The organism is Acidimicrobium ferrooxidans DSM 10331 (assembly GCF_000023265.1).
GTDB lineage: Bacteria > Actinomycetota > Acidimicrobiia > Acidimicrobiales > Acidimicrobiaceae > Acidimicrobium > Acidimicrobium ferrooxidans.
In genome coordinates this window covers 1863214-1889972 of sequence record NC_013124.1, presented here as the reverse complement: position 1 = coordinate 1889972, position 26759 = coordinate 1863214, and the positions used below count along the sequence as shown (strand labels likewise).

28 protein-coding genes are annotated in these 26759 nt (G+C 68.8%); 25 read left to right on the top strand and 3 right to left on the bottom strand.

The genetic code is table 11. The features are described from left to right. Positions 1 to 4 precede the first annotated feature (4 nt). From AFER_RS09320 to AFER_RS09260, 13 genes are all read left to right on the top strand, one after another. The gene (locus tag AFER_RS09320) at positions 5 to 1279 is read left to right on the top strand and encodes a serine hydroxymethyltransferase (protein ID WP_015799196.1); all 1275 of its coding nucleotides are present in this window, start codon (positions 5 to 7) and stop codon (positions 1277 to 1279) included. Further along, a complete protein-coding gene (locus tag AFER_RS09315) occupies positions 1279 to 2382 on the top strand; it encodes a glycosyltransferase family 4 protein (RefSeq protein WP_015799195.1) in 1104 nt (367 codons plus the stop codon). The genes AFER_RS09320 and AFER_RS09315 overlap by 1 nt, the downstream gene beginning before the upstream one ends. Before the next feature lie 70 nt (positions 2383 to 2452). Next, positions 2453 to 2827, top strand: a complete 375-nt coding sequence (locus AFER_RS09310; RefSeq protein WP_143712017.1) for a hypothetical protein — start codon at positions 2453 to 2455, stop codon at positions 2825 to 2827. Continuing rightward, a complete protein-coding gene (locus tag AFER_RS09305; protein ID WP_015799193.1) occupies positions 2824 to 3240 on the top strand; it encodes a hypothetical protein in 417 nt (138 codons plus the stop codon). The genes AFER_RS09310 and AFER_RS09305 overlap by 4 nt, the downstream gene beginning before the upstream one ends. Next, positions 3222 to 4010 carry a F0F1 ATP synthase subunit A gene (gene atpB / locus AFER_RS09300; protein WP_245526006.1) on the top strand — a complete coding sequence of 263 codons (789 nt, stop codon included), beginning with the start codon at positions 3222 to 3224 and terminating at the stop codon, positions 4008 to 4010. Before AFER_RS09305 ends, atpB begins: the two co-directional genes overlap by 19 nt. A gap of 104 nt (positions 4011 to 4114) precedes the next feature. Further along, positions 4115 to 4390, top strand: a complete 276-nt coding sequence (gene atpE, locus AFER_RS09295) for an ATP synthase F0 subunit C (RefSeq protein WP_015799191.1) — start codon at positions 4115 to 4117, stop codon at positions 4388 to 4390. Positions 4391 to 4394: 4 nt separating this feature from the next. Then, positions 4395 to 4916, top strand: a complete 522-nt coding sequence (gene atpF / locus AFER_RS09290; protein ID WP_015799190.1) for a F0F1 ATP synthase subunit B — start codon at positions 4395 to 4397, stop codon at positions 4914 to 4916. Beyond that, positions 4916 to 5782 (top strand): ATP synthase F1 subunit delta, encoded by an 867-nt coding sequence (atpH, locus tag AFER_RS09285; protein WP_015799189.1) that lies wholly within the window; start codon positions 4916 to 4918, stop codon positions 5780 to 5782. The genes atpF and atpH overlap by 1 nt, the downstream gene beginning before the upstream one ends. A gap of 15 nt (positions 5783 to 5797) precedes the next feature. Continuing rightward, positions 5798 to 7312, top strand: coding sequence for a F0F1 ATP synthase subunit alpha (atpA, locus tag AFER_RS09280; protein ID WP_015799188.1), 1515 nt, complete (start codon positions 5798 to 5800; stop codon positions 7310 to 7312). Positions 7313 to 7315: 3 nt separating this feature from the next. Next, the gene (gene atpG, locus AFER_RS09275; RefSeq protein WP_015799187.1) at positions 7316 to 8206 is read left to right on the top strand and encodes an ATP synthase F1 subunit gamma; all 891 of its coding nucleotides are present in this window, start codon (positions 7316 to 7318) and stop codon (positions 8204 to 8206) included. Then, a complete protein-coding gene (gene atpD / locus AFER_RS09270; protein WP_015799186.1) occupies positions 8203 to 9618 on the top strand; it encodes a F0F1 ATP synthase subunit beta in 1416 nt (471 codons plus the stop codon). Before atpG ends, atpD begins: the two co-directional genes overlap by 4 nt. Positions 9619 to 9620: 2 nt before the next feature. After that, positions 9621 to 10013 (top strand): FoF1 ATP synthase subunit delta/epsilon, encoded by a 393-nt coding sequence (locus AFER_RS09265; protein WP_015799185.1) that lies wholly within the window; start codon positions 9621 to 9623, stop codon positions 10011 to 10013. After that, positions 10010 to 10912, top strand: a complete 903-nt coding sequence (locus AFER_RS09260) for a 2'-5' RNA ligase family protein (protein ID WP_015799184.1) — start codon at positions 10010 to 10012, stop codon at positions 10910 to 10912. Before AFER_RS09265 ends, AFER_RS09260 begins: the two co-directional genes overlap by 4 nt. Here AFER_RS09260 and glpX read toward each other — a convergent pair. Then, the gene (gene glpX / locus AFER_RS09255) at positions 10873 to 11862 is read right to left on the bottom strand and encodes a class II fructose-bisphosphatase (protein WP_015799183.1); all 990 of its coding nucleotides are present in this window, start codon (positions 11860 to 11862) and stop codon (positions 10873 to 10875) included. The genes AFER_RS09260 and glpX overlap by 40 nt on opposite strands. 92 nt (positions 11863 to 11954) lie before the next feature. On the opposite strand from glpX, the gene AFER_RS09250 reads away from it, so the two are divergent. Then, a complete protein-coding gene (locus tag AFER_RS09250; RefSeq protein WP_015799182.1) occupies positions 11955 to 13625 on the top strand; it encodes an acyl-CoA mutase large subunit family protein in 1671 nt (556 codons plus the stop codon). Next, positions 13622 to 15235 carry an alpha/beta hydrolase gene (locus tag AFER_RS09245; protein ID WP_015799181.1) on the top strand — a complete coding sequence of 538 codons (1614 nt, stop codon included), beginning with the start codon at positions 13622 to 13624 and terminating at the stop codon, positions 15233 to 15235. Before AFER_RS09250 ends, AFER_RS09245 begins: the two co-directional genes overlap by 4 nt. 94 nt (positions 15236 to 15329) lie before the next feature. On the opposite strand, the gene AFER_RS11315 is transcribed toward AFER_RS09245, so the two are convergent. Next, positions 15330 to 15914, bottom strand: coding sequence for a TetR/AcrR family transcriptional regulator (locus AFER_RS11315; RefSeq protein ID WP_015799180.1), 585 nt, complete (start codon positions 15912 to 15914; stop codon positions 15330 to 15332). Between the two features lie 263 nt (positions 15915 to 16177). Between AFER_RS11315 and AFER_RS09235 the strand changes: the two genes are divergently transcribed. Further along, complete coding sequence (locus tag AFER_RS09235) at positions 16178 to 16513, top strand: hypothetical protein (RefSeq protein ID WP_015799179.1); 336 nt, start codon at positions 16178 to 16180, stop codon at positions 16511 to 16513. Here the strand turns inward: AFER_RS09235 and AFER_RS09230 are convergent. Next, positions 16450 to 17400 (bottom strand): alcohol dehydrogenase catalytic domain-containing protein, encoded by a 951-nt coding sequence (locus tag AFER_RS09230; protein ID WP_041661817.1) that lies wholly within the window; start codon positions 17398 to 17400, stop codon positions 16450 to 16452. The genes AFER_RS09235 and AFER_RS09230 overlap by 64 nt on opposite strands. Positions 17401 to 17443: 43 nt before the next feature. Between AFER_RS09230 and AFER_RS09225 the strand changes: the two genes are divergently transcribed. From AFER_RS09225 to treS, 9 genes are read left to right on the top strand one after another with little or no spacing between them, the layout of a single operon-like run. Beyond that, complete coding sequence (locus AFER_RS09225) at positions 17444 to 18835, top strand: class II fumarate hydratase (protein WP_015799177.1); 1392 nt, start codon at positions 17444 to 17446, stop codon at positions 18833 to 18835. Next, positions 18835 to 19368: a hypothetical protein gene (locus AFER_RS12465; protein WP_015799176.1), complete on the top strand. Its 534-nt coding sequence runs from the start codon at positions 18835 to 18837 to the stop codon at positions 19366 to 19368. Before AFER_RS09225 ends, AFER_RS12465 begins: the two co-directional genes overlap by 1 nt. A 10-nt stretch (positions 19369 to 19378) precedes the next feature. Next, positions 19379 to 19810: a pyridoxamine 5'-phosphate oxidase family protein gene (locus AFER_RS12460; RefSeq protein ID WP_171788989.1), complete on the top strand. Its 432-nt coding sequence runs from the start codon at positions 19379 to 19381 to the stop codon at positions 19808 to 19810. Between the two features lie 32 nt (positions 19811 to 19842). Beyond that, positions 19843 to 20526 carry a dienelactone hydrolase family protein gene (locus AFER_RS09210; protein WP_015799174.1) on the top strand — a complete coding sequence of 228 codons (684 nt, stop codon included), beginning with the start codon at positions 19843 to 19845 and terminating at the stop codon, positions 20524 to 20526. A 16-nt stretch (positions 20527 to 20542) separates the two neighbouring features. After that, positions 20543 to 22018, top strand: coding sequence for an MFS transporter (locus AFER_RS11310; RefSeq protein WP_015799173.1), 1476 nt, complete (start codon positions 20543 to 20545; stop codon positions 22016 to 22018). 39 nt (positions 22019 to 22057) lie between these two features. Beyond that, positions 22058 to 23329, top strand: a complete 1272-nt coding sequence (murA, locus tag AFER_RS09195; RefSeq protein ID WP_015799172.1) for a UDP-N-acetylglucosamine 1-carboxyvinyltransferase — start codon at positions 22058 to 22060, stop codon at positions 23327 to 23329. Continuing rightward, entirely contained in the window at positions 23326 to 24291 is a 966-nt protein-coding gene (gene meaB / locus AFER_RS09190; RefSeq protein WP_015799171.1) for a methylmalonyl Co-A mutase-associated GTPase MeaB, read from the top strand. The genes murA and meaB overlap by 4 nt, the downstream gene beginning before the upstream one ends. Then, entirely contained in the window at positions 24284 to 25057 is a 774-nt protein-coding gene (locus AFER_RS09185; RefSeq protein WP_015799170.1) for an enoyl-CoA hydratase/isomerase family protein, read from the top strand. The genes meaB and AFER_RS09185 overlap by 8 nt, the downstream gene beginning before the upstream one ends. Continuing rightward, positions 25057 to 26733 (top strand): maltose alpha-D-glucosyltransferase, encoded by a 1677-nt coding sequence (treS, locus tag AFER_RS09180; protein WP_015799169.1) that lies wholly within the window; start codon positions 25057 to 25059, stop codon positions 26731 to 26733. Before AFER_RS09185 ends, treS begins: the two co-directional genes overlap by 1 nt. Positions 26734 to 26759 lie beyond the last annotated feature (26 nt).

Below are 26759 nucleotides of genomic sequence, written 5' to 3'. Positions count from 1 at the left end.
AGCCATGGGCGTGCTGAGCAAAGAGGACCCTGAACTCGCCGCGCTCCTCGTGCGCGAGCAGGAGCGGCAGCGTTCGACGCTCCAGCTGATCGCGTCGGAGAACTTCACCTCCGCTGCGGTGCTCGAGGCGACCGGTTCGGTGTTGACCAACAAGTACGCCGAGGGCTACCCCGGTCGCCGCTACTACGGGGGTAACGCCGTCGTCGACGAGGTGGAGTCCCTTGCGATCGAGCGCGCGCGAGCGCTCTTTCGCGCGCCGTGGGCCAACGTGCAGCCGCACGCTGGAGCGAACGCGAATGCGGCCGCCTACCTCGCCCTCTTGGCGCCGGGTGATCCGGTGTTGGCGATGCGGCTCGACCAAGGTGGACACCTGACCCACGGCTCGCCCGTGAACTTCTCGGGCCAGCTCTACCGTTTCGTCGGCTATGGCGTCCGCCAGGAGGATCCGAATCGCGAGTGGCTCGATCTCGACCAGCTCGCCGACCTCGCACGGGCGCACCATCCGCGCCTCATCGTCGTGGGGGCGACCGCGTACCCACGCGTCATCGACGTCACCCCGATCCGAGCCATCGCGGACGAGGTGGGAGCGCGCGTGCTCTTCGACGCAGCCCACGTCGCCGGTCTCATCGCGGCTGGGGTGTACCCCAATCCGTTGTGGCTCGCGTCGGGGGAGCGCGGTGCCGACGTCGTGACCTTCACGACACACAAGACCCTGCGAGGACCGAGGGGTGCTGCGATCGTCGGTCATGAGGACGTCGCCAAGGCCATCGACAAGGCGGTCTTCCCAGGACTGCAGGGTGGACCGCTCGAGCACGCCATCGCAGCCAAGGCCGTTGCCTTTCGCGAGGCCGCCTCACCGTCGTTCCGCGACTACGGCCGTCGGGTCGTGGCGAACGCCCAGACGCTCGCGGCCTCGCTCGAGGCCGAGGGTTTCCGTCTCGTCTCTGGCGGCACCGACGTGCACTTGATCCTCGTCGATCTTCGCGACTTCGATCCAGAACTCGACGGCAAGACCGCCCAGGACCTGCTGGATGCCGCGGGCATCACGCTCAATCGCAATCAGATTCCGTTCGATCCGCGTTCCCCGTTCGTCACCTCGGGGCTGCGTCTCGGGACGGCGGCCCTCACCACGACCGGTATGGGTGAGGAGGAGATGAAGCGCGTGGGGTCGCTGATCGCGACCGTGCTGCGCGCCCGCACCGACGAAGTGGTTCGGGAGGTTCGCCAGCAGGTTCGCGAGCTCTGTGCGGCCTTCGTGCCGCCTGGCCTCGCGTCCTGATGCGCTATCTGCTGGTCGGCGCGATCGGCGCGGTCGTGACCGCCTTGGCCGTGCCGCTCGTGCGGGTGCTCGCGCTCCGAGTCGGCGCGATCGACCAACCCGGTGGCCGCCACGTCCACGAACGTGCGACGCCAACCCTCGGCGGTCTCGCCATGCTGGTCGGCGTGCTCGTCGCCTTCGGCGCCGCGAGCATGATCGGTGGTTTCCGCGCGGTGTTCTTCGACTCGTCAGAGCCGCTGGGGGTCGCGCTCGCCGCGACCGTCATCTGTGTGCTCGGAGCGATCGATGACGTGGTCGACCTGTCGGCGCCGGCCAAGGTCGCGACCCAGGTGCTCGCTGCGAGCATCCTGTGGTACTTCGGCGTCACGATGTTCTGGTTCAAGGTCCCCTTTGCGGGTATCGTCGTGCTCGCGCCGTCCATGCTGCCGTTGCTCACCGCCATCTGGGTGGTCGCCATGACGAACGCGATCAACCTGATCGACGGTCTCGACGGCCTCGCTGCGGGCATCGTCGCGATCGCGTCGATCGCCTTTGGGATCTACAGCTTGCACCTCCAGGCGTTGGGCCAGCTGCCGGAGTCGTCGATCGGTCCGGTCGTCGCCTTCGTAACCGCTGGCGTGGCCATCGGATTTCTGCCCTGGAACTTCAACCCAGCGCGGATCTTCATGGGCGACGCAGGCGCCATGCTGCTCGGGTTGCTGCTCGCAGCCGCGACGTCCGTCGTCGGGGGTCGTACCGCCAACGTCTCGGACCAAACGTTCTTCTTCTTCGCGCCCCTCGTCATCCCGTTCGTGATCCTCGGCGTGCCGATGGTCGACATGGTGCTCGCGGTGCTCCGTCGAGCACGGCACCACCAGAGCGTCGCCACGCCCGACAACTTGCACCTGCACCATCGGCTGCGCGAGATGGGGCATGGGCCCCGACGGGCGGTGGCGATCTTGTGGACCTGGACCGCCGTGCTGTCAGCCTTTGCGTTGGTGCCGTCGTTCGTTCCGTCCTTGACGGCCGAGCTCCCGATCGTGGTCGTGGCGGCGGCGGTGCTGCTGTTCACCTTGTTGCACCCGGATCTACGGCGTCACTCGGGTACCCGGGAGGGTTCCTGACGGCGGCCGCTCCGAGGTTGCCTGCTAGCATGAGCGCGGCCGAGTGGGCCAGTCGTGGGGAGAGGACGCGGTGAAACGAGGCGCGGGTGCGCACCCGATGATCTCGGGGGCGAGTGAGGCTGTGGCCCACTTCGTGGAGGCCTTCGGCACGCTCGTCATCGTGATCCTGCTCGGCTTCTGGGCCGGGCGCGCGTCTCACTCCGTGATCCTTGGCTTCGTGATCGGCGGCCTCGGGGTCGTCGGCTCGTTGCTCTCGTTGATCTACCGAGCGCGTGAGGGACTCGAGCGGTCGGTGGCCGCTGTCGTCGAGTCCGCACCGTCTCGTGCGCCCGAGCGGCCTGGTCGTGGGCGCGTGCTCGAGGCATCGCTCGAGGTACCCGACGAGGTGCGTGAGGCCGCCCGTACGCTCGATGCTCCCGAGTTCGGGGGGCGTCCGAGGGCATGAGTACCACCAGTCCCGAGACGCGTCTCGCCCTCGGGTTTCTCACCCGTCTCGCCTTGGTTGCGCCGGTTGCCCTCGCAGGTGGCGGCATCGCCGATGGTATCGCTGGCCTCGAGACCGCCGCGTTCGCGCTCGCCGGCGTCGCGCTGACCTTCGCGATCATGGTCGTGGCGTTTCGCGAGGGCGCGAGGTTTGGCATCGGGGGCTTGATGGTGGCGGCGTTTGCCTCGCTCATCCTTGGGCTCGGTCTGCTGACCGCGATCACCGTCCCCCTGGTGCATGCTCACTGGATGCGCCTCGGTGTCTTTGCGACGGTGGTGATCGCCGGCTATCTCGTTGCGGTCGTCCTCGAAGCGCGGCGTGTGTCCGGGCGGATCGGTGACGACGGACTGCGTCCGTGGAGGGTGCTTCGGTGATGCTCGCCGCCATTAGCTTTCCCCCGATCGCTGAGGTGCTGAACTGGCGTCCGATCGCCTTTTCCGGCACTGCGTTCATGTTCAACAAGATCGCGGTGCTGACGCTGGCATCGGCGGCGATCACGCTCGTGCTCTTCGGGCTTGCCGGCCGCCGCGCCCAACTCGTGCCACGGGGCGTCCAGAACGTCGTCGAGGCGGGCGTCGATTTCGTGCGCTCGACCATCGTGTTGGACGTGATGGGCCCTGAGGGCTTGAGCTGGCTGCCCTGGCTCGTCGGGATGTTCTTCTTCATCCTCTTCAACAACCTGTTCGAGGTCGTCCCCTTCATCCAGATGCCGGCCACGGCTCGCACCAGCGTCACCATCCCGCTCGCCGTGATCTCGTATGTCACCTTCCTCGCGGTCGGGATCAAGCGACAGGGGTTCGCTGGCTACTTCCGCAGCGCGCTCGTGCCGAGAGGCGTTCCGGGGGTCCTGCTCATCCTGCTCGTCCCGATCGAGTTCTTGTCGACCTTTCTCGTGCGTCCGTTCGCCCTCGCGGTGCGGCTCTTCGGCAACATGCTCGCGGGTCACCTGCTGCTCATCACGTTCGCGGTGATCTCCGAGGCGCTCTTCGTGAAGTCGATCGCCCTCGTTGCGCTGCCGCTGCCAGCTGCGATGCTGGTCGTGGTGACGGGCTACGAGATCTTCGTCGGGTTCTTGCAGGCCTTCATCTTCACGATCTTGACGGCGGTCTACATCGGCGAGGCCATGGGGGTGGCTGGGCACTAGCATGCCCCCGGCGCGTCGGGTTCCGAGGCCTGTGCGTCACGGTCGGGGGATCGAGATCTCGGGTGGAGAACCCGGGGGTACCACAGCGGAGAGAGAGAGGATCAATGCACAACGTTGTTGCCACGGTGATCGCGGCAGCGTCGAGCGTCAACCTGCGCAAGGGTCTTGCCGAACTCGGTTCGGGCTTGGCCTATGGTTTGGCAGCGTTGGGACCGGGCATCGGTATCGGCATCATCTTCGGGCAGGCGGTCTCTGCGATCGCGCGTCAGCCCGAGACCGCTGGAGCCGTCCGCTCGCTCGCGTTCATCGGTTTCGCGCTCGCTGAGGCGCTTGCCCTCATCGGCTTCGTCGTCTTCGTGCTCCTCAAGTACACCGGCTGATCGCATGCTCGAGGCGGTTGTCACTCAGTCGCCGAACCCGATCCTCCCGAGCACGGGGGAGATCGTCTGGTCGGTGATCTCGTTCGTCATCTTGTTGGTGGTGTTGGCCAAGGTGGCCTACCCGCCGGTCGCGCGGATGATGGCGCAGCGTTCGGATCGCATTCGTGCCGATCTGGAGGCAGCCGATGCTGCGCGACGCGAGGCCGAGGCCCTGCGGGCCGAGCGCGAACGAGAGCTCCAGGGGGCGCGCGAGGACGCGCGTCGCATCCTCGACGACGCTCGCCGGACCGCGGAGGCGCTCAGGCAGGAGGCGAGCGAGCGGGCCCGTGCCGAGGCGGAGGCGATCCGTGCGCAGGTGGAGGCGCAACTGGCGGCAGAGCGTGTCCAGTTGCTGCGCTCGCTGCGTTCCGAGGTCGCTGACCTCGCGGTCGAGCTCGCTGGCAAGATCGTCGCACGAGAGCTCGAGCAGTCATCGTTCGATCCGCTCATCGAGGCCTTCTTGCGAGAGGCGGAGCCCGCTGACTGATGCGTGAGCTCGTGAAGGGCTACGCCCTCGCCCTGCGTGATCTCGCTCGCGAGGCCGGAACGGCCTCGGAGCTCGAACGCGACGCTCGCGGCGTCGCCGAGCTGTGCGAGCGCTTCGTCCAGCTCGCTGTCGCCCTCGACGATCGAGCCGCCGACGTCGATCGTCGTCAAGGAGTGCTCCACGACCTCGTCGGGGAGCGCGTCAGCTCGCTCGCTCTGCGGCTCTTCGACGCTGTCGTCGCGTGGGAGGTCGTCGGCGAGGTGGTGCATTCGCTCGAGGAACTCCCTGAGCTGGTCGCCTCCGACATGGTCCTCGAGGGCCCCGGCGACTTTGCCACCATCGGGCGCGTCATCGGCTATGCGCGGGCCATCTTCGAGGACCTCGGAGCGCGCGACGAGCTCGAGCCGGTGCTCCACGAACTTCGCGGTGTGGCACAGGTGCTCGAACGGGATCGGGCACTCCAGCGCGTGCTGTCGGGTTTCGAGGGAACGCGCGAAGCACGCCTCGCCATCATCGGGGATCTGTTTGGGCCGCGCGTGAGCGTCCGGACGACCTGGATCCTTCGTGCGGCCGTCGCGACGAGTTCCGTGCGACCGATCGGCCGGGTCGTCGATCGGCTGCTCGAACTCGCCGCCCGACAGCTCTCGTTGCGGGTCGCAACGGTTCGCACGGCTCGTTCGCTGCGTGACGATGAGGCGGACGCCGTCCGTACGCACCTCGAGCGGCTCGTCGGCCAGCGCGTGGAGGTCGAGTGGGTGGTGGACGAGTCGGTCATCGGCGGCATCGTGGCGATCGTTGGCGATCGTCTCTGGGATCAAAGCGTTCGACGTCAGCTCGACGACGCTCGTCGTCTCGTCAGCGCGTAGGGGAGTGAAATGGTGATGGAGCACTTCGAAATCTCCGAGGAAGAGGTCGCTGGGGTCATCCGGCGACGCATGGAGGAGTTCGCGCCGCACCAGGGCGGCGAGGAGATCGGGCGCGTGCTGCAGCTCTTCGACGGCATCGCGCTGGTCTCGGGCTTGCCGTCGGTCGCGGTGAACGAGATGCTCCGCTTCGAGGACGGCACGGTCGGCCTTGCCCTGAACCTGGACGAAGAGGCCATCGGTGCCGTGATCCTCGGCGACCAGGAGGGGATCCGAGAGGGTCAGATCGTGCGCTCGACAGGAGAGATCCTGTCCGTGCCGGTGGGTGACGAGCTGCTCGGCAGGGTCATCGATCCGCTGGGGCGCCCGCTCGACGGTCTCGGGCCGATCGCCGCGAGTCTTAGCCGTCGTCTCGAGGTACAGGCCCCGGGCATCACCAAGCGTCAGCCGGTGAACCAGCCCCTGCAGACCGGCATCAAGGCCATCGACACGCTCGTGCCGATCGGGCGCGGCCAGCGCGAGCTGATCATCGGCGATCGCAAGACGGGCAAGACCTCCATTGCGCTCGACGCCATCATCAATCAGCGTGGCCAGGGCGTGAAGTGCATCTACGTGGCCGTCGGCCAGAAGGGCACCAGCGTTGCGAGCGTCGTCGAGACGCTGCGAGCAGCCGGTGCGTTGGCCTACACGGTCGTGGTCTCCGCGCCAGCGTCGGAGCCAGCGCCGTTCAAGTACCTCGCCCCGTATGCGGGTTGTGCCATCGGTCAGCACTGGATGGAGTCGGGAGACGATGCCCTCATCGTCTACGACGACCTCTCCAAGCAGGCCGATGCCTATCGGCAGCTCTCACTGCTGCTGCGCCGCCCGCCAGGGCGTGAGGCCTACCCGGGTGACATCTTCTATCTCCACTCCCGGTTGCTCGAGCGCGCGGCTCGGCTGTCGCCCGAACTCGGTGGTGGCTCGCTCACGGCGCTCCCGATCATCGAGACGAAGGCGGGCGACATCTCGGCCTACATTCCGACGAACGTGATCTCGATCACCGATGGCCAGATCTTCCTCGACGCCGACCTGTTCTACTCTGGCGTGCGCCCGGCGATCGATGTGGGCGCCTCGGTCTCGCGCGTCGGCGGGTCGGCGCAGACCAAGGCCATGAAGGAGGTCGCTGGCTCGCTTCGCCTGGAACTCGCGCAGTTCCGCGAGTTGGAGGCGTTCGCGACCTTCGGCTCCGAGCTCGACAAGGTCGCCCAGGCCCAGCTCGATCGCGGGTATCGCTTGACCGAGATCCTCAAGCAGCCTCAAGGTCAGCCAGTGTCGCTCGAGGACCAGGTCGTCTCCATTTACGTCGGCACCAGCGGTGCCGTCGATGACGTTCCGACCAGCGAGGTCGGCCCCTTCGTCGCGGCGTTCCTCGCCTACCTGCGGGCTCAGCACCCCGAGGTGCTCCAGGAGATCAGCGAGTCGAAGCGCCTTGGCGACCGCGAGCGGCTTGACATGGCGATCAAGGCCTTCAAGGCACTCCATCAGGGGGCCTAGCGCGTGGCGGGCGGCAAGGAGCGAGCACTGCGGGCACAGATCCGCAGTGTGAACTCGACCAAGAAGATCATGAAGGCGATGGAGCTCATCGCCGCCTCTCGCATCGTCAAGGCGGTGGGGCGCATCGCCCAGGCGCGTACGTACTATCGGGAACTCAGCGACGCCACACGAACGCTGGTCGCGGCGCAGCCAGCGTTGCGCAGTCCTCTGCTGGAGGCCTCCGGTCCCGTGGCCGTCGTCGTGGTCACCGCCGATCGCGGCCTGTGCGGAGCCTACAACGCCAACGTGATCCGAGCCTTCGAGCGGCGGCGTCGCGGTGGCGACGTGGGTGTCGTGGTGGGAGTCGGGCGCAAGTTCGGTTCCTGGGCGCATTTTCGCGGTGTCGGTGTCGATCACCAGATCGATCACGTCACCCACCAGCCGACCTACCAGCAGGCGCTCCGACTCTTCACTCCGCTGATCGCGCAGCTCGAAGAGGGTGTCATCGGTGGGATCGACGTCATTTCGAACCGCTTCTACTCGCTCGGGTCCCAGCGCACCGAGGTCACGCACCTCGCTCCGATGCGTCGAGACGATCTGTTGGACGGGACGGAGTCGCGCTCTGAGGTCGAGACCGACCCCGATCTGGCGGTGCTCACCGAGGTGAGCCTGCGTGACCTCATCGTGGCGGAGGGCTTCGGACTCTTGCTGGAAGCGTCCGCCGCCGAGCACGCTGCCCGGCAGCGGGCGATGAAGACCGCCACCGACAACGCCAACGAGTTGGTACGGACGCTGACACGAGCGATGAACCGAGCACGGCAGGATGCGATCACCACGGAGATCGCCGAGATCGTGGGTGGAGCCGAGGCTCTCGCGACGGCGGGGGCGCTGAAGAAGGAAAGTGAGCTGCTATGACCAACGCCGAGCATGTCCTTGGCCGAGTGGTCTCGATCGCGGGACCAGTGGTCGACGTGGAGTTCCCTCCCGACGCCTTGCCGGAGATCAACGCCGCTCTCGAGATGGACGCCGAGGTCGACGGCGAGACCGTCACCATCACCGCCGAGGTGGCGCGCCAGCTGGGGGAGGGACGGGTGCGCTGCATCTGTCTGCGACCCACCGATGGCCTGCGCCGTGGCGTGCCGGTGCGTGCGCTGGGGCGCGGGCTGAGCGTGCCCGTCGGGGATGCGGTGCTCGGCCACGTGTTCAACGTGCTCGGTCAACCCCTGGACGCCCCGTCGTTGGAGGGTGCTGACGACCTGTGGGAGATTCACCGGTCGGCACCGCCGCTCGAGGACCTGGAGCCGAAGGCCCAGATGTTCGAGACGGGCATCAAGGTCATCGACCTGCTCGAGCCCTACGTCCAAGGTGGCAAGGTCGGACTCTTCGGCGGTGCCGGCGTGGGCAAGACGGTGCTCATCATGGAGATGATCAACCGTGTGGCGCAGCAGCACGGCGGCGTGTCGGTGTTCGCTGGCGTGGGGGAGCGCACACGTGAGGGCACCGACCTGCTCCTCGAGATGCAAGAGTCGGGCGTCATCTCGAAGGCTGCACTCGTCTACGGGCAGATGGACGAGCCGCCGGGCGTACGTCTGCGCGTGGGGCTCGCTGCGCTGACCATGGCGGAGTACTTCCGCGACGTCAAGGATCAAGACGTCCTGCTGTTCATCGACAACATCTTCCGCTTCGTCCAGGCTGGGTCCGAGGTGTCGGCCCTGCTCGGGCGCTTGCCGTCGGCGGTTGGTTACCAGCCCACGCTCGCCGACGAGATGGGTGAGCTCCAAGAGCGGATCACCTCGACGAGGCGCCGCTCCATCACCTCGCTGCAGGCCGTCTACGTCCCGGCCGACGACTACACCGATCCGGCGCCGTTCACGACGTTCACGTTCCTCGATGCGACGACCGAGCTGTCGCGTCAGATCGCCTCACTCGGTATCTATCCCGCCGTGGATCCGCTGGCGTCGACGTCGAACATCCTCGATCCGACCATCGTCGGCGAGCGGCACTACCAGGTGGCTCGGAGCGTCCAGCAGATCCTGCAGCGCTACAAGGATCTGCAGGACATCATCGCCATCCTCGGGCTCGACGAGCTCTCCGAGGAGGACAAGGTCATCGTTGCCCGGGCGCGGCGCATCCAGCGGTTCCTGTCGCAGCCGTTCTTCGTGGCCGAGGTGTTCACCGGCCTCAAGGGGAAGTACGTGCCGATCGCGGAGACGATCGAGTCCTTCGAGGCGATCGTTCGCGGGGACCTCGATCAGGTTCCGGAGCAGGCGTTCTTGAACGCCGGCAGCATCGAGGACGTCTGGGCCAAGGCCAAGGAGCTCGGGTAGAGATGCGCGCGACCTTCGATGCCGTGATCGCAACTCCCGAGGAGGTCGTGTTCGAGGGAGCCGTCGAAGAACTCGTCATGCGTGTCCCGACCGGCGACATCGCCTTCCTCGCCAACCACGGGCGTTTCGTCGGTGAGGTCGAGGTCTGTGTGGCCAAGCTCTGGCTCGCCGACGGCACCCAGGAGGAACTGGTCATCGACGGCGGTCTGGTGCGCGTCGGTGGCAACCGTGCCGTCGTGCTCGCGCGTGCCGCGGAGTTCGTGGGCGACATCGATCAGGCGTCGCTGGAGTCGCGGCGGCGTGTCGTCGCAGAGCTCGCGAGCGACGTGGACGAGCGCTTCGTGGCCCCCTATCGGGCGGGCCTCGAGCTGCGGGAGTCTCGGCTGTCGGTGTGAGCCGCGTTCGGGTCGCCGTCGCGCTGGTGCTGTCGCATGCCCAGGAGGAGGGCATCGATGCCGTGAGGCGTGTCGTCGGCTCGCGCGCGCTCGATCGCATCGTGCCGCACATCACGTTGCTGCCGCCGCATGAGCGTGACGCTGCCGGCGTTGCTGCACTCCTCCGGCAGGTCGCCGAGGTCGTCGCGCGGCTGGATCCACCAGTGACGGAGTTCTCGGGGATCGGCGTCTTCGCCAACCGGCGCCCGACCGCGCATCTGGCCGTGGCCGACCCTGACGGCTGGATCGCCGGGCTCGCCGCAGAGCTCGGGTGGCCGGACGATCGCCCGTTCGTGCCCCACGTGACCATTCGAGAGGGGGGTGCGCTCGAGTCGCTCGAACACCTCGCTGACCTCGGGACCGACTTCCGAGCACCGCTCGAGCCGAGGGCGGTCGCGGTCCTGCTCGTGCGGATGCGCGATCCGAGGCGATGGTGGCGCTCCGTGCTCGAGGCGCGCGTGGGCGAGAGCTGGATCGTCGTACGGTCGCACCTGCGGTTACGTGTCGTCGTCAGCGATGGAGCCTGGCTGACTCAGACCGCGGCGCCGACGCTGCACCAGCGCAGTGCCCTCGCCTTCGTCGACGATGAGGTCATCGGCGTCGTCTCAGCGCGACGAGCGAGCGATGCGGCCTGGGTGCTCGTCGATGCGCGTGTCTTCGACCCCGATCTGCGAGGGTTCGGTGTCGGCTCCGCGCTACGCGACGCCCTTGGCGCCTCGCTCGCCCCGGCCGCACTCGTTGGCCCCGCAGGAACGGCGTTGCTCGAGCAACGTGGCGCCGTCGCCGTTGGGGCTCCGCTCGCACGGGCCCTCGGGCTCGCTCAGGACAGCAGCTGGATCGCCCTCAGCTTCGTGAGTTGATGCTGGGCGCGTACGGTGCGGATGGTGCCCGAACGCGAGCGCATGACGATCGAGTGCGTATGGACGCGTCCGCCCACGATGCGAACTCCGCGCAGGAGCTCGGCGTCGGTGATGCCGGTCCCGGCAAAGAAGACGTTGTCGCTGTCGACGAGCTCCTCGGTCGCGAAGACGTGCTCGAGGTCGTAGCCCTGGGCGAGGGCCCGGTCGCGCTCGTCCGTGTCGCGGGGCCACAGCCTGGCCTGCAGCTGTCCGCCGAGACAGCGCATCGCAGCCGCGGCCAGCACCGCCTCCGGGGAGCCGCCGACGCCCATGAGGAGATCGACATCGCTCTCGTCGATCGCGGTGAGGACCGCGGCCGAGACGTCGCCGTCGCCGATCAGCCGCACGCGGGCTCCGGCGCTACGGACCTCCTCGATGAGGTCCGCATGGCGGGGTCGATCGAGGATGGCAACCGTGATGTCTTTGGGAGCGACGCCCTTGGCACGCGCCAGCTCGCGGATGTTGTCGCGTGGCGTTGCGTCGAGTGCGACGACGCCGATGCCCTCGGGTCCGGAGGCCAGCTTGTCCATGTAGACGATCGGCCCGGGGAAGAACATCGAGCCACGCGTCGCGACCGCGATCACGCTCATCGCACCCCAGCGCCCCATCGCGGTTGGCGTGGTCCCCTCGATCGGGTCGACCGCAACGTCGGCCACTGGGCCGGTACCGTCGCCGATCACCTCGCCGTTGTAGAGCATGGGGGCGTGGTCCTTCTCGCCCTCGCCGATGATGACCGTCCCGGTCATGGGCACGGTCGCGAGGATCGAGCGCATCGCGTTGACCGCGGCGCCGTCAGCGGACTCCTTCTGTCCGCGCCCGATCCAGGCGCTCGCAGCCAGCGCAGCTGCCTCCGTGACGCGGACGAGGTCGAGAGCGAGGTTGCGGTCCGGGGTTCGGTCGTCGATGGTCACGCGCCAACGTTAGCAGCCTGTACCACCCGCGTCGGGGGATCGCATGGGTGACGGGCCTTGGAGGCGTCAGCGACGTTCGGTAGAATCGGCCCATGGGTGATCTGTCGGCTTGGTCGGAGGCGTATCGTCGAGCCGGAACGCGCGAGGAGGCCTTCGAGACGCTCTCGGGGGTGCCCCTCGCTCCCCTCTACGGGCGCCACGGCGCGCTCGACCCGGACGACGCGGGAGCCATGGTCGATCCCGACGAGGAGCTGCCTGGTCAGTATCCGTACACTCGAGGCGTCTACGCCTCGGGCTACCGAACGAAGCGCTGGACGATGCGCATGTTCGCGGGCTTCTCGACGGCCATCGAGACCAACCAGCGCTTCCACGAGCTGCTCGCCAACGGGGGCACCGGGCTCTCGGTCGCGTTCGACTTGCCGACGCTCATGGGACGCGACTCCGATGACCCTCGGTCGGTGGGCGAGGTGGGCAAGTGCGGGGTCGCCATCGACACGCTCGAGGACATGCGGGACCTGTTTAGCGGGATCGACCTCGGTGCGGTCACCACGTCGATGACCATCAACGCGCCAGCGGCGTTCATCCTCGCCAGTTTCATCGCGGTGGCGGAGGAGCGTGGCGTCGCACGAGAGCGCCTTGCGGGCACGCTCCAGAACGACATTCTGAAGGAGTATCAGGCGCAGAAGGAGTACTACTTCCCGCCTCGTCCATCGGCTCGACTGGTGCGTGACACCATCGCGTTCACCGCGGCCGAGATGCCGAAGTGGCATCCCATCTCCGTCTCGGGTTATCACATCCGCGAGGCCGGCTCGACCGCGGCCGAGGAACTCGCCTTCACGCTGGCCAACGGCTTCGCCTACGTCGAGCTCGGCCAGGCAGCCGGCCTCGACGTCGATGCGTTCGCGCCGCAGCTGTCATTCTTCTTCAATGCCCACATCGATTTCTTTGAAGAGATCGCGAAGTACCGCGCCGCACGGCGCCTCTGGGCCCGTTGGTTGAGGGAGCGCTACGGGGCGCGCGATCCACGTTCGTGGCAGTTGCGCTTCCACACGCAGACCGCCGGCGTGTCGCTGACCGCCCAGCAGCCAGAGATCAACGTGGTCCGGACTGCGCTCGAGGCGCTCGCAGGCGTGCTGGGCGGCACGCAGAGCCTGCACACCAACTCCATGGACGAGGTGCTCTCGCTGCCCACCGACCGTGCGGCTCGCATCGCGCTGCGCACGCAACAGGTGATCGCCTACGAGACGGGTGTGGCGAACGTCGTCGATCCTTTGGGCGGCTCCTACCTCGTCGAGGCGCTCACCGACGAGCTCGAAGCACGAGCCTCGGCGATCTTCGCCGAGATCGAGCGCCTCGGTGGGGGGTCCATGCTCGAGGGGGCCTTCGTCGGGATCGACGACGGTTACTACCAGGGCCGCATCGCAGACTCTGCCTACGAGCTCGAGAAGCGCATCAGCGCCGGAGAGCGGGTGATCGTCGGTGTGAACGCCTTCACCGCCGGCAACGAGGAGGACGAGATCCCGACGCTCGTGATCGGGCCCGAGGTCGAAGCGCGTCAGATCGAACGACTCAGGAGGGTGCGGCGTCAGCGTGACGAGGAGGCCCAGCGGACTGCGATCCGACGCCTCGTCGACGAGGCGCGCGATCCAGAGCGCAACCTCATGCCCGCTCTCATCGATGCCGCTCGCGCGAGAGCGAGCGTCGGCGAGGTGATGATGGCGCTCGGCGAGGTGTTCGGCCTCTACGAAGAGCCGCCTCGGTGAGCGACGTCGTCCAGCGCGTCGCCGACGTGGTGGCAGGTCCGCTGGGCGTCGCGTGGATCGAGCGCAGTGCTCGCGGGGTCGTGGTGGCGAGCACCGTGACTGCACTCGGCTGCGCCGACGTCACGCCAGCGTGGGCGCGTCCCGGCAACGGCGGGGTCCTCGCGATGGGCAGCTCGTGCTTGTGGGTGTTGTGCGTCGACGGTTCCGTCGTGCGAGTCGTGCCGGGACGAGGCATCGAGCACGTCGCCACCGTGCCCGGCGTGCGTTGGATCGCCGGTTCTCCCGCCGGAGCCATGGTTGCGGTGGTGAGCGACGCTCGCGTCGTCGTCTTCGACGACCAGGCTCGGCTGGTGAACGTGGTGGACCTCGGCCGCCTTGGGGTCTCGGACCTCTGGGATGTGGCCGTCGACGACGACGGTTCGATCGCGTTGGCCCGGGCGGGGGAGCGCGAGCCGTGGCTCACGGGGTCGGTGATGCTTCTCGACCCGACCGGCGCCATCGCGGGGAATTTCGGCGGTGACGGTGCGAGTGTGGTGGAGCCGCGGTTCGGACCGGGCGGTCTGTGGGTTCGTGACGATCGCGCCGGTGCGCACGTCCCGGTACTCGCGGGGCGGGTGCCCCAGATCGCGGGTCTCGACTACGACGTGGGTGAGTACCCTCTTGGGCCTGGTCGTCGGGGCTACATCCCCGACTCGGAGGCGGTGCTCGGAGTGATCGCCTCCGTGGAGGCGCCCGCGCTCGTCGTCCTGGACGAGCGCCTCCGTCGCGTGGCGTCGGGCTCGTGGACCTCGATCTCGGCCATCGACGGTGACGTCGTGGGCATCGAGCGGGGGCCGTGGTCGGAGCGGGTCCGCCGTGGGTCCGAGACGCTCCGGCAGGCGGGCTCGGACGGGGTGGACGGTTCTCGCATCGAGCCACTTGGGGCCTTGGGGCTGGCCGCACGCGGCGTGGCGATCTGGCCCCCGGTACCTCGTGGTGTCGCGCTGGTCGTCCATGGCGGTCCCGTCGAACAGGTCGCGTTCCCGGTCCCCGACAAGTGGCGTCGCGCACTCCGACACGGCTTGGTGGTCGTCGCGGTCGACTACCCGGGTTCGTACGGCTACGGGCGATCGGCACGCGAGCGTATCGTCGGTCGGTTCGGGACGGTCGAGTCAGAGGCCCTTGCCGAGGTCGTGCGGGGATTCGAGGGCGTGGTCGCGGGTCCTCGCGTCGGCATCGGCGCGTCGTCGGCAGGCTGGACGCTCCTGCAGCTCATCCTCGAGGACCCGACACTGCTCGATGCGTTGGTGTTGACCAACCCACTGCTCGACCCGTCCGCGCTCGGCGACGTCGACTGGCTGGTCGGCCAGGACGCGCCGCACCTCGCGCACCGCCGACCGCGGCGGCGCATCCCGGTCCTCATCACGCACGGCAGCGCGGACCGTGTGGTGCCGGTGGAGCAATCTCGTGCGTTCGTCGAGCGCGTCGGCGAGAGCCTTGCGTGCGAACTCCAGGTGGCAGAGGGCGAGGGTCATAGCCTCGGCGAGCGCGCCTCACTCGAGGAGTTGGCCAGGTTCGATGCGCTGGTGCTCGGCCTACTTGCCTCATGGAGCGAACTCCGGTCGCGATGAGCAGCACAGAGCGCATGGCGGCGGGCGCACGCCGACCTTCGGCAGGCAGAACCGTGACTCGGCGGCCGGCGGGCCGTGCCGGGTGGCCTGCTGCTCAGCGGCTGGGAGTGCGCGGGCTCCGCACGGTGGCGAGGACTGCCTCGCGCACCGCGTCGCGATCTTCGCCCTGAGCGATCGCGTCGAGTGCCGCCTCGAGGGTGCCAAGGGCGAGCAATCCGACGAGGTCGGCGGAGTCCACACCCTCGTCGGCGAGCACCGAGACGAGTGGTTCGGCGAGCTCACGTCGCAGCTCGCCAAGGCGAGTTGCGACGAGATCGGGACGCTGGGACGCGGTGCGACTCGCCAGGCGGCGCAAGATCTCGAACTCCTCCCGGGGCGCGTTCGCCAGGACGACGTCGACGATGGCGGCGAGCTTGTCGTGCGTGGCTGCCGCCGCTGCCTCGGCCAACTGCTTGGCGAGGGCGGGGACGTCGCTCTCGGCAAGGGCAAGATACAGGTGGGTCTCGGAGGGGAAGTAGAGGTAGACGCTGTTGCGTCGGATCCCTGCGCGCGGTCCGACGTGTTCGAAGCCGACCGAGCGAATCGCCGGGTCGACGAGGCACGCCCGTGCCGCGTCGAGGAGACGCTCACGACGCTGATCGTGATGTTCGCGGACGGTTGGTGCTTCGATCCTCGGCATGTCGCCAGTATATCGCCAAGATGTATCCGCATAGGCAAATAGCCGTCACATTTGCGTGCCGTGTCCGACCCTCGGGTTAGGCCACGGGTGTGACCGCGCCCGTTCGTACGCCTCCCGCCTCGACTGCGCTCGCGATCGTCGCTACGCCCGCTACGCCACCGCCGGCGCGTTCGGCGGAGCCGACGAGCCGGGGCTCCGCCCGGAACCAGCGCCTCGCTCGGAGGAGGCCGCCCGGCCGAGGTCGTCTCGGGCGCGGGGAACGGGTGCGGGTCGCGGCCACGCTCGCCCTCGTCGTGGTCGCGGTGTGCTGTGGCGCGCTACGCGCCGTCGCCCGCCCCCACATCGGAACGATCGTGCGCGTCGTTCGCATCGCGCCCGGGCAGACACTCGACGGCCTCGCCGAGGAACTCGACCCGACGGGGAACGTGGAGCTGCATGCCTGGGAGCTCTCGGCGTCGTTGGGCTCTGCGTCCATCGTCGCTGGTGAGCTCCTGCGGATCGAGATGCGAGGATCGGGCGCTTGGAGCGCAACCCGTCAGACGTCGCCGATGGCAAGCACGAGCTTGCCGAGCTTGCCCGGGCGCGCGAACGCCTCGTAGGCGGCGGCGGCGTCGTGGAGCGGCCACGTCGCGGCGACCGGGATCTGGAGCGAACCTTCGGCAAGCGCCGGCAGGAGTCGGTGGGCGACCTCTCGGGCCAGCGCTGCCTTCTCGTGGGTCGGGCGCGCGCGCAGCGTCGATCCACGGAGGGCTGCTCGTGACCCCATTACCGTGCGCAGGTCGATCTCGACGCGTGAGCCCTGACCGACGCCGATGACCACGACGCGGCCACCGACCGCGAGCTCGGAGATGGCGTGCGTGAGGCTGGCTGCTCCGAGGAGCTCGAGCACCACGTCGTAGGGCCCCGAACCTGGCAGCTCGTCGAGGGTGAGTGCTCGGTGTGCGCCCAGGGCATAGGCCTCGGATGCACGTCGCTCATCGCGTACGAGCGCCGTGACGCGGGCACCGGCGAGACGGGCGATCTGGAGCCCGATGGTCCCGACGCCACCGAGTGCGCCGGTCACGAGCACGCGGTCCCCGAGGCCGAGCTGCCCTTGGATGAGCAGCGCGTCGAGGGCGGTGAAGGCGGCCTCGGGAAAGCCTCCTGCGCGCTCGAGATCGAGCTCGTCAGGGACGGGCACGAGCGTGGCTGCGTCGACGACGACGTACTCCGCCTGTGCGCCGCCGCCGGTGATGCCCATGACGCGATCGCCGGGGCGTACCTCGGTGGTTCCGTCCCCGACCGCAGCGACGACCCCAGCGAACTCGAGGCCGAGCCGGGTCGGATCGACCCCGGGTGGTGGCGGGTACAGGCCTCTCGCCTGCAGGAGGTCGGCGGCGTTGATCCCTGCGGAGGTGACCTCGACAAGGGCCTCGTGGCGTCCAACGGTCGGGTCGGCTACGGTTGCGACGGTGACGGCACCGTCGGCGATCACGACAGCTCGCATCGGTGCCAGGGTAGTCCACGCGGCGATGACCAAGGAGCAGGCGATGAGCGAACGGGTGCGGATCGAGCACGACACCATGGGCGAGGTGGAGGTTCCAGCAGATGCGGCCTGGGGGGCCCAGACGCAGCGCGCCATCGGGAACTTCCCGGTGTCGGGCCAGCGCATGGCGCCACAGGTGATCCACGCGCTGGCGTTGATCAAGTGGGCGGCCGCGCTCGAGAATCGCGACCGGGGCGTCCTCGATCCCGAGATGGCCGAGGCGATCGCCGCCGTCGCCGACGAGGTCGCCCGGGGCCTCCACGACGAGCACTTCCCCGTCGACGTCTACCAGACCGGATCGGGGACCTCGACCAACATGAACATGAACGAGGTCATCGCGCATCTGGCCACGCTCCGCCTCGGTCGGACCGTCGGCCCGAACGACCACGTCAACGCCTCGCAATCGTCGAACGACACCTTCCCGACGGCCATGCACCTCGCGGTCGCGCTCGAGGTTCGCGACGCGCTCGACCCTGCGCTCGCGACCTTGGAAGCGTCGCTCGTCCGTCGGAGCGAGGACTTTGCCACCGTGGTCAAGGCCGGCCGGACGCACCTCATGGATGCGACACCGATCATGCTCGGCCAGGAGTTCTCGGGATACGCAGCCCAGATCGCACGGGCACGCACCCGTATCGCGGCCGCGGTGGACGAGCTTCGCGAGGTGCCACTCGGCGGCACGGCCGTCGGCACCGGGTTGAACGCACCGCAGGGCTTCGCCGCAGCGGTGCTCGCACGCATCGGCGCTCGGGTGGGGCTCGACGTGCGCGAGGCGGCGAACCACTTTGAGGTCCACGGAGCTCGTGACGGCGTGGTGGCGGTGTCGGGCAGTCTGCGTGCGCTGGGTGTGGCGCTGTATCGCATCGCGAACGACCTGCGTTGGATGGGTTCTGGTCCCAGGTGTGGTCTCGCGGAGATTCGCCTGCCCGATCTCCAGCCTGGCTCATCGATCATGCCAGGCAAGGTCAATCCGGTCATCCCGGAGTCGGTGACCCAGGTGGTCGCGCGCGTGGTGGGCAACGACGCCACGATCGGCTTCGCGGGCGCCGCCGGGTCGATCTTCGAGCTCAACGTGATGCAGCCCGTCATCGCGCAGGCGGCACTCGAGAGCGTCACGTTGCTCGCGGCGGCGTCCCGCCTGCTCGCGACGCGGTGCGTCGACGGCATCGAGGCCGACGTCGAGCGGTGCCGGACGTACGCGCTCTCGACACCGGCGATCGCCACGGCCCTCAACCCCGCCATCGGCTACGAGCGCGCTGCGGCCATCGTCAAGCGTGCGGTCAAGGAGGGGCGGGACCTGAGGAGCCTGGTGCTCGAGGAGGGCGTCTTGGGGGAGGAGGAGGTCGACCGCGTGCTCGACGTGGCAGCCATGACACGAGGGGGTATCCAAGCCGGGTGATGAGCTTGCTCGAAGCGCTGCGTCAGCTCAGCGCGTGGGACCTCACCGATGCTGACACCGTCGGCACGGTTGCGCTCGTCATCGCTGCAGAGCCGACGACGCCCCCAGAACTCACGAGCGCGCTTCGGCTCCTTGTCGCCCATCCCCGCGTCGGCGTCGAGGTGCTCGCGCTCGCGAACCGCGTGCTCGGGGTCATCGATCCACTGGAGGAGGCCTACCGGGCTGGGATCGAGCTCGCTGATCACCTCGAGTCCTGCGGACTCCATGGCCGTGGCGGAGAACTCGCGGTTGGCCCGACGCTCGTCGCCCGACGCGGCGTCGGGCCGTCGACGGTCGAGACGTGCACCTGGCGGCTCCTGCCCGACGAGCTGGTTCGAGTGGTCGCCAACAGGCATCGAGCCCGCCTGTTCGCGACCGCGGACCTGGCGGTGCTCGTCGACGGGCGGCGAATCCTGCCGTCGCGCTACGGGTGGCCGCGACTTGCCCCCGGACTGGCGCAGCTGGAGGGAGGGGCCGATGCCGTCGAGGCGTAGTCACGTGGCGATGACCCAGGACGAGATCGCAGCCCTGCTCAGCGAGGGGAGGACACTCGTCCTCGGCAGTCACGGGCCTCGTGGGACCATCCACATGGTGCCCTTGTGGTACGTTGTCCTCGACGGTGTGGTGTGGTCGTGGACGTATGCGCGCTCGCAGAAGGCGCGCAACCTTGCGCGGGAGGCGACCGCGAGCGGGCTCGTCGAACTCGGCGATCGCTACGACGAGCTCCGCGGCGTGCTGATCGAGGGTCGGGCCGTGCTCAGCGACGACCCCGTACTGGTGCGCCGGGTCGGGGAGGGTCTGCTCGCTCGCTACGAGCTGGGTTCTGCGGAGGCCGCGGAGGCGATGCGCCGTTCGGCCTCCAAGCGCGTCGCCATCCGCCTCGAGCCCGAGCGGATCGTGAGCTGGGACCACCGCAAGCTCGGCGGACGTTACTGACGCCGCCACTCCCTGCTGGCTAGCATGGGCGCATGGGCGAGACCGTGCACTTTCCGATGAATGGCCACGACGCGACTGGCTACCTCGCGCAGCCGGTTGGCGAGACGGGCCCTGGCGTCGTCGTGATCCAGGAGTGGTGGGGCGTCAACGATCACATCAAAGATGTCGTTGATCGGCTGGCGGCAGCGGGCTTCAGTGCCCTCGCTCCGGACCTCTACGACGGCCGTGTCGTCGACGAGCCGGACGAGGCCGCCAAGGCGATGATGGCGATGCAGCTCTCCGATGCCTCCAAGCGCATGGTCGGTGCGGTTCGCGAACTGGAGCGACGCACGGGGCGCCAGGGCGTCGGCGTCATCGGGTTCTGCATGGGTGGTGGGCTTGCCTACGTGCTCGCTGCCGAGGTGCCAACGCAGGTCCGAGCGCTGGTGCCCTTCTACGGGGTGATCCCGTGGCAGGGGGCCGAGCCCGACTACAGCCGTATCACCGCTGCCATCCAGGGCCACTACGCCGAGCACGACGACTTCGCGTCTCCCGATCGCGTGCGTGCTCTCGAGGCGCGGCTGCGGGAACTCGGTGCCGACGTGGAGTTCTTCATCTACCCCGGCACGCACCACGCCTTCTTCAACGACTCGAGACCCGAGGTGTACGACGCACTGGCCGCTCGCCAGGCGTGGGATCGCATGATTCCGTTCCTGCACGAGCACCTGGGTTCCTGATCTCGAGCCGATCAGCGTGCGGGTGAGGTCGCTCGCTGGACCAGATGCACCCGTCGCGTGCGCCCTGCTCGTCGAGGAGCGGGTCGCGGCGGGCTTCGTGCAGGGATCGGGCTCGCTCGTGGCGTGGGAGCGCCGCCGCTTGCCAGACGGCCGTTGGGAGGTGCGCTGCGACGTCGGCGCGCCGGGACTCGGCTGGCTCGTGCGCTGGGCACTCGGGCGTCTGGTGCGCGGCAAGGGCCGGTTGGTGCGGCGTGTTCTGCCGCCAGGGGTCTTCCCTCAGGGGTCACTGGACGTCGTTGCGACCGTGTTCTGGGTCGCCACCGTCGTTGCGTACTGCGGAACGCTCCTGGGACAGACGCTTGCCTTCGCCGCCCCCACGCTCCACGCCTCACCCCTCGCGCAAGGGGTCGGTTCGGGGCTGGTGCGCGTCGACGTGCTCGTCGCGTTGCCGATCGCGAGGCTCGGTGACCGTGTGGGTCGGTGGCGCGTCCTGCGGGCTGCGCTCGTGCTCGCGACGCTCGCGACGGCGGCAGGAGCGCTGGCACCGGACCTCGCCGGCCTCGTCGTGACCCAGGTGCTCGCCAAGGCGGGCGCGACGGTTGCCGTACTGCTCGCGAACGTCATCGTCGCCGAGACGGTGCATGCGGAGGGGCGAGCGTGGACGATGGGCTTTCTGGTGCTCGCGACCGCACTCGGTGCCGGACTGTGCGCGGTGGCGGTGGCTGGGCTTGGGATCGCACCCGAGGCGTGGCGCGCCTTGTTCGCGATCGCGATCGTCGGCCTCGTGCTCGTCCCACGCCTCCGTCACCGCCGCGATCCGGCCCGCTTTCGGCACTCGACCCCCGTGCGCTTTCGCGAACTCACCTCTCGGGAGCATCGCGGTCGTCTCATCCTCGTGGCCATCGCTGCCGCGCTGTTCAACCTGTTCTACCTGCCGGCTTCCCAGTTTCGGAACCAGTTCTTGCGCGTCGATCGCCACTTTGCGGCCTGGCAGATCTCGGCGTTCACGATCGGCGCCAACCTGCCATCTGGGATCGGCCTGGCCTTCGGTGCGCGCCTCGCCGAGACGGTCGGTCGGCGCGTGCTCGCCGCCGTTGGGCTCGCGGTCGGCGGGGTGCTCCTCGCGCTCGCATTCCTCGCCCACGGCGTGGCGCTGGTGGTGCTCTACGCCGTCGGCGAAGCGGTCGGGACCATGGCGGTGCCGGCGCTGGCGGTGTTCGGACCGGAGCTGTTCCCGACGAGGCTTCGCTCTGGGGCCAATGGTGTGATCGCGATCGCGAGCAGGGTGGGCACCGTGGTGGGACTCGTCGCGGTCGGGGCGGCCGCGTCGGCTGGATTGGGCTACGGCACCCCGATCGCCGCGCTCGCCATCGGGCCGATCGCGCTCGCTGCCCTGGTGCTGATCGCCTTTCCAGAGACGCGTGCTCGTACGCTCGAGGACCTCAACCCTGAGGACGCGCCGCCATTGGCCCCGGGCGCCGGCGCCGAGTAGGTTGTGGCCGGTTGGCGTGGAGAGCGTGAGGGAGGCGCGATGCGTTCGTGGATGGTCCAACACACGTCGCGGCTCGAGGGTGAGGTGCGCCTGCAGGGCGCGAAGAACTCGGTCCTGAAGATCATGGCCGCGACGCTGCTCGCCGAGGGTCGTCACCGTATCGAGAACGTCCCGGCCATCAGTGACGTCACCGTCATGGCCCACCTGCTCGAGGCCGTGGGGGCTCGGGTGTCCTGGCCCGAGCCGCACGTCGTCGAGGTCGAGGTGCCCGAGGCGGCGTCGCTGTCGAGCGAACCTCCTGCCGAACTCGTCGGGCAGATTCGCGCGTCCGTCGTGCTCCTCGCACCGTTGCTGGCGCGCACCGGCGCGGTGCGGCTCGCGCCGCCGGGTGGGGATGATTTCGGGGCGCGCCCGATCGACATCCATCTCGATGCGTTGGCCAGTCTCGGTGCCGTGGCGACGATGGACGCGGGATCGGTCCTCGTGAAGGGCTCCCCCCTTGCGGGTGCGCCGGTGACGCTCGAGTTCCCGTCCCACACGGGGACCGACACCGCGCTCCTTGCCGCCGTCACCGCGAGCGGCGAGACGATCATCGACAACGCCGCTCGTGAGCCAGAGGTCGTCGACTTGGCGACCGCGCTCGTGTCGATGGGCGCGCGGATCGACGGTGCGGGGACGTCTCGGATCCGCGTCCAGGGCGTCCAGCGCCTGCGCCCGTTGCGTCACCGCGTCATCGGCGACCGCGTCGTCGCGGCCACCTACCTGGCCGCGCTCGGTGCGACGACCGGGCGTCTCGAGCTCGTCGGCGTCAACCCGAGGGTCCTCGAGATCCTGCTGCGCAAGCTCAGCGGCCTCGGCTTCCACATCGAGGCCGACGACGCGGGTCAACGGCTCGTCGCCGAGGTCACTGAGCGCCTCAGGGCCGGGGACATCCAGACGCTGCCCTATCCGGGGGTCGCGACCGACTACAAGCCCATGCTCGTGGCGATGCTGACGCGTGCCCAGGGAGTCTCGGTGGTCAGCGAGAATCTCTACAGCGGTCGGTTTCGCTACCTCGACGAGCTGCGGAGCTTCGGCGCGGACATCATCTCCGAGGGCCATCACGTCGTCGTGCGCGGCGTGGATCATCTCCACGGTGCGACGGCGGTCGCGCACGACATCCGTGCGGGTGCGGCGTTGGTGGTGGCGGCGCTCGCTGCGGAGGGCCAGAGTCGGTTGCTCGGCGTCGAGCACATCGAGCGGGGCTACGACGATCTTGCGGGAACCTTGCAGCGACTCGGGGGTCAGGTCTGGATCGAGGGAGGCGAGTGAGCGACCTCGAAGAGCTCGTTGGACGGGCTCGTGCTGGTGACAGGGGTGCGACCGCACGGCTGATCTCGGTCGTCGAGCGCCGGGCAGGGGCCGGCGAGCCGATCGGCATCGCCGATCTGTGGTCAGCGCGCCCTCGTGTCGTGGTCGGGGTGACCGGTTCGCCCGGCGCTGGGAAGTCGACGCTGGTCGATCGCTTGGTCGGGGCGTGGCGGACCCGGGGTCACCGCGTGGGTGTCGTCGCGGTCGACCCGAGTTCGCCGTTCTCCGGCGGCGCGATCCTGGGCGACCGCGTGCGTATGCAGGGGCACACGCACGACCCCGACGTGTTCATTCGCTCGGTGGCGACCCGCGGTGCGCTGGGTGGCCTCGCGCGCAGCGTCCCCGAGATCGTTCGACTCCTCGGGTTGGTCGGCTACGACCTCGTCGTGATCGAGACCGTCGGTGTCGGACAGGTGGAGGTCGAGGTCGTCGGCGAGGCGGACGTGACGGTGGTCGTCATCACGCCGGGCTGGGGCGATGCCATCCAGGCCAACAAGGCGGGCATCATGGAGATCGCCGACCTCTTCGTCATCAACAAGGCCGATCGTGCGGGGCTCGCCGAGACGCGTCGTGATCTCGTCGCGATGCTCGATCTCGGCCATCGAGAGCCGCGCCCCCCGATTCTCGAGACGGTCGCGACGAGCGGTGAGGGCACCGATGCGGTGGCCGAGGCCGTCGTGGCGCTCGCGGCCGAACTCGACGATCGAGGCATCTTGAAGTCGCGCGTGGCCGCGCGGCGGAGGCGCGCGGTGGAGCGTGTCATCGTCGATCGCGTCCTCCGGGCGGCGGCCGACGCAGACCAGGCAGTGTGGGCGCAGGTGGAGGCGGGCACCGTGGACCCTGGGGCCGCGGCCGACGCACTCCTCGACGCGCTCGAGATCGCTCCAGGGCACGGAGCACGAGGAGGGTCATCCGATGAGTGAGTTTGTCCACGTCGAGAGGGACGATGCAGGCGTCGCCACCGTACGGCTCGATCGGCCGAAGGCAAACGCGCTCTCGGGCGCGGTGCTCGCCGAACTCGCAGCCGCGGCCTCGGACCTGGAGCGAGACTTGCCCCGCGCCGTGGTCGTGACGGGTGGCGATCGCATCTTCGCGGCCGGCGCGGACATCGCGGAGTTCGACGAGCGCCCCGTGGGGTGGGAGACCGCCCGGGCGTTCCACCGCGCGTTGGGGGCCATCGCGGCGCTCCCACGCGTGGTGATCGCAGCGATCGAGGGGTACGCCCTCGGGGGCGGCCTCGAGCTCGCCCTCGCGTGCGACCTACGGGTGGCGAGTTCGTCGGCCAAGCTCGGCCTCCCGGAGATCTCGCTGGGCTTGATCCCGGGTGGCGGCGGCACACAACGGTTGCCTCGGCTCGTCGGGTTGGCGGTCGCGAAGCGTCTCGTCCTGACCGGGGAGCCGCTCACGGCTGCCGAGGCACTCGGCGTGGGGCTCGTCGACCGCGTCGTCGAGCCAGGGCAGGCGACCGAGGCGGCGCGAGCGTGGGCGCAGCGCTTCGCGTCGGGTCCGCTCGCAGCACTCGCGTTCGCGAAGGTCGCGCTCGCCGAGGGGACGCAGGGCTCGCTCGAGGAGGGGCTCGCGCTCGAACAGGCACTCTTCGCGCAGGTGTTCACCACCGAGGACGCGCGCATCGGTGTGCGGTCGTTCCTGACCGATGGGCCGGGACGAGCGAACTTCGTGGGACGGTGATGGCCCAACACCGGTTCGCCTCGCTGCGGGGCGCCGAGGGCGAGCCCGCGTGGTACCAGCAAGCGGTCTTCTACGAGGTGCTGATCCGCGGGTTCTACGACTCGAACGACGACGGCGTCGGTGACCTCCGAGGCCTCATCGAGAAGCTCGACTACCTCGAGTGGCTCGGGGTGGACTGCTTGTGGCTGCTCCCGTTCTACGAGTCGCCGCTGCGCGACGGTGGCTACGACGTCGCTGACTTCACCAAGGTCCATCCCGACCTTGGCACCCTCGACGACCTTGCCGAGCTGCTTCGGGAGGCGCACCTGCGCGGGATGCGCGTGATCGCCGATCTCGTGCTGAACCACACGAGCGACCAGCACCCATGGTTCGTGGAGTCGCGCTCGTCGCGCGACAATCCGAAGGCGGACTGGTACGTGTGGTCGGACACGGACGACGGGTATCGCGACGCCCCGATCATCTTCGTCGATACCGAGTCGTCGAACTGGTCGTGGGCGCCAGAACGCGAACAGTACTACTGGCATCGGTTCTTCTCTCATCAGCCCGATCTGAACTACGAGAACCCGGCGGTGCAAGAGGCGATGCTGGAGATCGTGCGCTACTGGCTGGCGTTTGGCGTCGACGGTTTTCGCCTCGATGCGGTCCCGTATCTCTTCGAGGCCGAGGGGACGCGCTGTGAGAACCTTCCCGGTACCCACGCGTTCCTTCGCCGGATCAGGGCGCTCGTCGATGCCGAGTTTCCCGACGCGGTGCTGCTCGCCGAGGCGAACCAGCCTCCGGCCCAGGTCGTTGAGTACTTCGGCCAGGGCGACGAGTGCCACATGTGCTTCCACTTCCCGCTCATGCCGAGGCTGTTCATGGCGGTGAAGCAGGAGAGTGCGCAGCCGATTCGCGACGCCATCGCCGAGACCCCACCGATCCCGCCGCGGTGCCAGTGGGGCATCTTCCTGCGTAACCACGACGAACTCACCCTCGAGATGATCTCCGAAGAGGACCGCGTCTTTCTCTGGGCGGCCTTCGCGTCCGATCCCATCGCGCGACGCAACGTTGGCATCGGTCGGCGCCTCGCGCCCCTCATCGAGAACGATCGTCGCGTGGCCGAACTCCTCCACGCGCTCCTGCTGTCGCTGCCGGGCTCACCGGTGCTCTACTACGGCGACGAGATCCTGATGGGGGACAACGTCTACCTCGGCGATCGCGACTCGGTGCGTACCCCCATGCAGTGGTCGCCCGATCGTAACGGCGGGTTCTCGCGCGCCGATCCCCAGCGCCTCTACCTCGCCCCGATCACCGACCCGGTCTATGGCTACCAGGTCGTCAATGTCGAATCGCAGATGCGCAACCCGTCGTCGTTCCTCAGATGGCTGCGCGAGCTCCTGCTCGCGCGTCGCCAGGAGGGAGTCTTTGGTGACGGTACCTTCGAGCTGCGCGACGTCGACAATCCGGCGATCTTGGCCTACCTCCGCTTCGACGAGGAGCACGAGCGGGTCGTGGCCTGCGTGAGCAATCTGTCCTCGAAGGCTCAGCCCTGCCGCCTCGATCTTCGTGGGTTCGAGGGCTTTGTGCCGGTGGAGCTGCTCGGCATGACCCCATTTCCTGAGGTCCCAGCCGACGGAGGCTACCCACTGACGCTCGCGCCGTACGGGTTCTTGTGGTTCGAGCTCTCGGAAGCGTGAGCTGACGCGGACCCACCCGCATTGGT

What these genes read in the sequence shown, in the direction of transcription:
- AFER_RS09185 (WP_015799170.1), top strand. Translation starts at nt 24,284, where the DNA reads ATGAGTGAGTTTGTCCACGTCGAGAGGGACGATGCAGGCGTCGCCACC.
- AFER_RS11315 (WP_015799180.1), bottom strand. Translation starts at nt 15,914, where the DNA reads ATGCCGAGGATCGAAGCACCAACCGTCCGCGAACATCACGATCAGCGT.
- AFER_RS09305 (WP_015799193.1), top strand. Translation starts at nt 2,824, where the DNA reads ATGAGTACCACCAGTCCCGAGACGCGTCTCGCCCTCGGGTTTCTCACC.
- AFER_RS09230 (WP_041661817.1), bottom strand. Translation starts at nt 17,400, where the DNA reads ATGCGAGCTGTCGTGATCGCCGACGGTGCCGTCACCGTCGCAACCGTA.
- AFER_RS09315 (WP_015799195.1), top strand. Translation starts at nt 1,279, where the DNA reads ATGCGCTATCTGCTGGTCGGCGCGATCGGCGCGGTCGTGACCGCCTTG.
- atpE (WP_015799191.1), top strand. Translation starts at nt 4,115, where the DNA reads ATGCACAACGTTGTTGCCACGGTGATCGCGGCAGCGTCGAGCGTCAAC.
- AFER_RS09265 (WP_015799185.1), top strand. Translation starts at nt 9,621, where the DNA reads ATGCGCGCGACCTTCGATGCCGTGATCGCAACTCCCGAGGAGGTCGTG.
- AFER_RS12460 (WP_171788989.1), top strand. Translation starts at nt 19,379, where the DNA reads ATGACCCAGGACGAGATCGCAGCCCTGCTCAGCGAGGGGAGGACACTC.
- atpH (WP_015799189.1), top strand. Translation starts at nt 4,916, where the DNA reads ATGCGTGAGCTCGTGAAGGGCTACGCCCTCGCCCTGCGTGATCTCGCT.
- atpD (WP_015799186.1), top strand. Translation starts at nt 8,203, where the DNA reads ATGACCAACGCCGAGCATGTCCTTGGCCGAGTGGTCTCGATCGCGGGA.
- atpA (WP_015799188.1), top strand. Translation starts at nt 5,798, where the DNA reads ATGGAGCACTTCGAAATCTCCGAGGAAGAGGTCGCTGGGGTCATCCGG.
- AFER_RS09250 (WP_015799182.1), top strand. Translation starts at nt 11,955, where the DNA reads ATGGGTGATCTGTCGGCTTGGTCGGAGGCGTATCGTCGAGCCGGAACG.
- AFER_RS09225 (WP_015799177.1), top strand. Translation starts at nt 17,444, where the DNA reads ATGAGCGAACGGGTGCGGATCGAGCACGACACCATGGGCGAGGTGGAG.
- atpF (WP_015799190.1), top strand. Translation starts at nt 4,395, where the DNA reads ATGCTCGAGGCGGTTGTCACTCAGTCGCCGAACCCGATCCTCCCGAGC.
- murA (WP_015799172.1), top strand. Translation starts at nt 22,058, where the DNA reads ATGCGTTCGTGGATGGTCCAACACACGTCGCGGCTCGAGGGTGAGGTG.
- AFER_RS09320 (WP_015799196.1), top strand. Translation starts at nt 5, where the DNA reads ATGGGCGTGCTGAGCAAAGAGGACCCTGAACTCGCCGCGCTCCTCGTG.
- AFER_RS12465 (WP_015799176.1), top strand. Translation starts at nt 18,835, where the DNA reads ATGAGCTTGCTCGAAGCGCTGCGTCAGCTCAGCGCGTGGGACCTCACC.
- AFER_RS09210 (WP_015799174.1), top strand. Translation starts at nt 19,843, where the DNA reads ATGGGCGAGACCGTGCACTTTCCGATGAATGGCCACGACGCGACTGGC.
- treS (WP_015799169.1), top strand. Translation starts at nt 25,057, where the DNA reads ATGGCCCAACACCGGTTCGCCTCGCTGCGGGGCGCCGAGGGCGAGCCC.